The organism is Candidatus Hinthialibacter antarcticus (genome assembly GCA_030765645.1).
Classification (GTDB): Bacteria; Hinthialibacterota; Hinthialibacteria; order Hinthialibacterales; family Hinthialibacteraceae; genus Hinthialibacter; species Hinthialibacter antarcticus.
The window spans coordinates 1-5,089 of record JAVCCE010000038.1; the positions used below are offsets into that span (position 1 = coordinate 1).

At 49.5% G+C, this 5,089-nt stretch carries 4 protein-coding genes; 1 reads left to right on the forward strand and 3 read right to left on the reverse strand.

Annotated elements, in window-relative coordinates:
- Nucleotides 1–673 precede the first annotated feature (673 nt).
- Nucleotides 674–2,671, forward strand: a complete 1,998-nt coding sequence (locus tag P9L94_09345) for an OmcA/MtrC family decaheme c-type cytochrome (protein MDP8244271.1) — start codon at nt 674–676, stop codon at nt 2,669–2,671.
- A gap of 257 nt (nt 2,672–2,928) precedes the next feature.
- Here the strand turns inward: P9L94_09345 and P9L94_09350 are convergent, their stop codons facing one another.
- From P9L94_09350 to P9L94_09360, 3 genes are read right to left on the reverse strand one after another with little or no spacing between them, the layout of a single operon-like run.
- Entirely contained in the window at nt 2,929–3,345 is a 417-nt protein-coding gene (locus P9L94_09350) for a hypothetical protein (protein MDP8244272.1), read from the reverse strand.
- A complete protein-coding gene (locus P9L94_09355; protein ID MDP8244273.1) occupies nt 3,345–4,220 on the reverse strand; it encodes a dienelactone hydrolase family protein in 876 nt (291 codons plus the stop codon). Before P9L94_09355 ends, P9L94_09350 begins: the two co-directional genes overlap by 1 nt.
- A gap of 11 nt (nt 4,221–4,231) precedes the next feature.
- A complete protein-coding gene (locus P9L94_09360; protein MDP8244274.1) occupies nt 4,232–4,855 on the reverse strand; it encodes a type II secretion system protein GspG in 624 nt (207 codons plus the stop codon).
- Nucleotides 4,856–5,089: the final 234 nt, after the last annotated feature.

A 5,089-nucleotide genomic window follows, 5' to 3' on the forward strand; every position in this document is an offset into this window, starting at 1 on the left:
AGACGGGAAAACAAAAATGTCCATTATCAGCGCCGTCATGGCCAAAATCGTCACAATTCTCAACGCTCGAATTCAAGAATCTTTACAAAAAAATCAACTCCTCGTTCAACAGAGTTGATGACACGAAACGAATGGGTTTTTGTCTTGCATTACCTTTTACCCGACATTCTTACTCTGTCACACTACTCGCGATCATCTCATAAAACCACTTTCTAAGTCTACTTAAATAAATAGATTTGGATAAAAGAATCTATTTTTTTAACCGCATACACCATTTTGCATTTTCGCCGCAGAAGCAATATTGCCGCATTGACATGCGCCATATAACCCAATACGTGACCCAACAGGGTATCATGCCCCACATATCCAGCCGGATACCAAAGTGCATAACCACTTATTTTTCAGCAAGTAAAGAATATAATTGCTAAACTATCCTTTCAAATTAAATCGAATGTGTTCATGCCGTGTTATCATCAATCCATAGCTAAATGGGAATAAATCAACAGTTTTCATCGGTTTTATCTTTAACGATAAAGAATGATAGAAGCGTAAAAAAATTTAATCCACTCGACTTAGATATTTTTTCTCCTATATCTCTATTCCGGTACGTCACTTGCACTAAGAGATATTATTGTAACTTTGCAATCACACACTTAATTAAGGAGTCAACACAATGAAATACGGCATCTGGGGTCAGGTTTTACTCGCAAGCGTCTTGCTTGTAATTCCGACAATGACAGTTTGCAGCCAAGATGGGTTTGTCGCTTCGATCGAAAGCGTCGCAATCAACGGCAATATGCAAGCAGAAGTTACTTTTTTGATGGTAGACGCAGCGGGCCAACCACTCAGCCCGACAGGCGTTAGCGGAATTGAAAACGGCGGCGACATCTCGGTGCGCGGCGTTATCATGGCGTACCTCAGCCCCGAAACGGGTTACATGAGTTATTCGACCTCCACCGCGACCGCACCGGAAGATTCTCCAAACGCTGGCGCCGAAGCAGAGCAAGCCGGCTATGATGGAGGCGGCGTCTGGTCCGTTCTCGGCGGCGGACGTTTTCTGTATACATTCGGTACTGTTTTGCCGACTGATTACAGTACAACCGTGACCCATACCGTCAGCGCTCAATTAGAGCGTACATTTGACGGCATGCGCTATGTCGCAAACCCTGTCCATCACTTTGTGCCCGATGGTCGCGATGTGACCGAACTCTATCGCGTTTCAACCACCGAATCGTGCAACAAATGCCACACCAGCATCGGTATACACGGCGGCGCTCGCAAAGATTATACGCTTTGCTTAATGTGCCACACCGACCAATCGGTTGACCCGGACACTGGCAACAGCGTTGAAATGGGCGAAATGATCCATAAAATTCACATGGGCCACAATCTCCCCAGCGTCCAAGCGGGCGAGCCCTATCAGATCATTGGCTACCGCCAATCCGTCCATGACTACTCGCATGTTGGCTACCCACAAGAAGTGAACAACTGCGCCTCCTGCCACAATGGCCCGGAAGGCGATGTTTATATGACCAAGCCCAATCGTCAATCGTGCGGCGCATGCCACGATGACGTTGATTTTGCAGCGGGCGTAGAACACATCGTCCAAACGGATGACACCATGTGCGCCGCCTGCCACAGCGCAGACAGCATTACATCGAACCACATGCCGACGCATCTTTCACCTGTATTAAAAGGCTTGAATGCGGAAATTCTTGAAGTTCGCAATGCGGCGCCAGGCCAAGCGCCCAGCGCATTAATTAAGGTATCAGAAGACGACGGAACCATCATCGCCCCAGCGGATTTAGGGCGTTTGTACATCGTGTTCGCCGGACCAACCAGCGAATATATGTCCTACACTGAAGAAAACGTCATCAGCAACACCACCAACACGGTTGCAGAAGGCGATGCGTTGCTCTACACCTTTAGCAACGTCATCCCCGCCGATGCGCAAGGCAGTTACGCCTTTGCCATTGAAACCCGCCGTTCGGTTGAAGTGAATGAAGGTTCTTACAATGAAAGCGCCGTGAATCCGGTCTTTACCGTTGCGATCACTGACGACCAACCGGTAGAACGCCGCACCGTCGTCACAGACGCCAAGTGCAATACCTGCCACGACTCATTAAAGTTCCATGGCAACCTGCGCATTTCGATGGATTACTGCGTCATGTGCCATAACCCCAACAAGAGCGACATCGGTCGTCGCGCCGAGGGCGTTGGCGGCGGCGAATCGGTCAGTTTCTCACGCTTGATTCACAAAATCCACCGTGGTCATAATTTGACGCAAGACTATACCGTGTATGGTTATGGCAATACGGCTCATAACTATAACGAGATTCTCTTCCCGGGTCTGAATCAAGAGTGCACCGTCTGCCACGTCGAACAACCCGCGTTGCCGTTGGGCGACAATGTTGCAGCCATCAACTTCGAAGACAAAGACGGCGTCCAGGTCAACATGGCCCCGACATCAGCGGTTTGCTTGTCCTGCCACGATACGGATGATGCGGCCTCTCATGCGGCGACGTTTGTTTCAGACAATGGCGAGTCCTGCGACTTGTGCCACGGTCCTGGCGCTTCGGCTGACATTGCGAAGTCCCACGCCTTCAACACATTCTTGAATGTGGAAACCACCACGGGCGGGACCCGCGTTCCGTTCTGGCAGCAATACTAAACGAGAACAGACATTCAGGCAAACAATTGGGAGCGGCGAATTCGCCGCTCCCTTTTTGTATTCGATGAAACCTATTTTCGCGCACCGTTTTGGCAAACGCTTTAAGGCTTTGGCGCCTCTCTGTGAGCGCCTGTGCATAAGGGCATAAAAGCCCGCACCGAAGCGAAGAGAGAGGCGCCAAGGCCTTATTCGGAACATCGCATAATCAGCAGAGAGGAACGATTTTACTCGCGGGACAACAGAATCCCTGCAAAACTTTATTCCAGTTCAATCAGAATATTTAGCAAGAGCGTCGATTGGACCAGCGCATCGTTCAAGGCTTGATAATAGGCGGGAGATTCTTTCGCTTCGGCAGGAAACACGCCCAGGCGGTTCACTTTCTTACGCCAGTCGAGAAGCGATGTGTTGTATTCGGTTTTACGGTCTTGCGGTAGTTTATTTGTGGTTTCATCGACAACGCCAATCACATCGCCAATCACTTTAAACGCAACCTGGGCTACGTATTTATCCGGCTGGGTCATCGTCTGCTTTGCGTCTTCACATCGTTGGATCGCGAGTTTTAAGCGTTTTTTCTCTTCCGGCTTTAAAAGAGGAGGATCGCCGCATCCCGTCAATGCGAATACAGCGACAAACGAAGAGATGAAATTTCGTCTAGTGACGACAGATAAATTCATTAGACGTTCTTGTTCTGTTGATTCAGCAACCAAACATAAAACACCGCCCGGCCCCATAAACCCGCGATTTCACCATGCCCCATGTCGGGGAAAATGGTGTACTTCAAATTGGGATTCACTGGTTCCAGCGCGTAAATCATATCATAGGCGCGACCAACGGGAACAATATCATCTTTGGCGCCGTGAACAATTAAAATCGGTTTGTTGCGAAGCCTTACCCGCGCCTTTTGAGGGTCGCCCGCGCCGCAGAATGGAGCAACCGCCGCAAAGCGGTTGGGGAAATCGCTTGCGAAATTCCAGGTCCCGTGCCCGCCCATACTGATGCCGGTCAGATACACGCGTGTTTTGTCGACGGGGTACAACCCCATAATTTTACTGAGAAAGCGATTGAGTTCGCGGCTGTTCCATCCTGAATCTGCCGGGCACAACGGCGCAACATAAAGGAAATTGGAGTCATCTCTGCGCAATAAAAATTCAAGCGCGGGCGAATTATACAAAGGCGAGAGGTCGTCGCCTTTGGCCCCGGCGCCATGCAACATCAAGAGGAGTGGATATTTTTTCCCTTCTTCTTCGCCAAACCCACGCGGAAGAAAGCAAATGTATTTGAACCCGGCGCGGCCTTGAACGACTTTACTCGCATTTTCATATTGCTTGTCGCCGACATCGAGTTGCACGACCTCTGACCAATCAAGTTCGCGTGAGGTATCAATTAATTTTTCGCGCTCCCTCTTGTGTTGTTCAGCAGGCGTATAGGGTTCCACAACCAGTTCATTTTCGCCAAGCGGTTGGTTCATTCGTTGTAATTTCTGGTATGCGATGGAACCCGCGCCAATGATGACGCCAATTAAAAAAAGATTGATAATCGCTTTCTTCAATCAAACTCTCCTCAATCTCCGTTCGGGATGGGGCAGTAGAAATCTAAAAACGGGCCGCCGCGATCTCCGACTCTCACTATATCGCCATCGCTGTGCAATCCATTGGTTGGGTTATAAAGAAAAACGGGTTGACCGTGAATACAACCAGTATAGCGTCCTGTGAACCCATTGGTCGCATCCGGCCCCCAGCTGTTGATACGCCAGACATGCCCCCAGGCGTCGGGATCGACCAAGCCATTTTTGGGATCGAACGAATCGACGAAATCATACGCCCAGCCCCACTTTTCATAGTCGAACGAATTGGCCCGCGTTGAGAACGGGTCTTCGGGAATTTCCCCCAAATAGGAAACCGGCGTGGTCATCCGGTAGTAGCGAATTTGGTTGGGGTGGCGGTCGTCGATTCCCCCGACGCGGTTTTGCGTCCAGGGCGGGTAGGCGTTATTGTCGATCTGATACATTTCTAATGCGATGCCGATGGAGCGCATCTCGGTATGAGATTTCGCCACTTTGGCTTTGGTTTGCGCGTTTTGATAGTTGGGCAGGGCTATCGCGGCCAGAATCGAAATGATGGCAACGACGATCAATAGTTCTGTGAGCGTAAACGCCGTACGTAACGATGCGCTTCCCGCAGCCATCAACTTCCCTCCGCGACAACAGAGTTCACAAATCACAAGAATGAATGAATAAGTAGTATGAACGGCTGCAGGCGTCAATCATAGAATTAAAATGGTTCATCCGGTAATTGATTGCTTTATCACAAATTGAATTGCGTTTTTTGACGCTTTTTCGTGAATTCTTGATCTTTCGCTGTATCAGGCATGGGTACAACTCTGCTCGCTTCAGTGCGGGCTTTCAAGCCCTTATGCACA

What these genes read in the sequence shown, in the direction of transcription:
- P9L94_09360 (MDP8244274.1), bottom strand. Translation starts at nt 4,855, where the DNA reads ATGGCTGCGGGAAGCGCATCGTTACGTACGGCGTTTACGCTCACAGAA.
- P9L94_09350 (MDP8244272.1), bottom strand. Translation starts at nt 3,345, where the DNA reads ATGAATTTATCTGTCGTCACTAGACGAAATTTCATCTCTTCGTTTGTC.
- P9L94_09345 (MDP8244271.1), top strand. Translation starts at nt 674, where the DNA reads ATGAAATACGGCATCTGGGGTCAGGTTTTACTCGCAAGCGTCTTGCTT.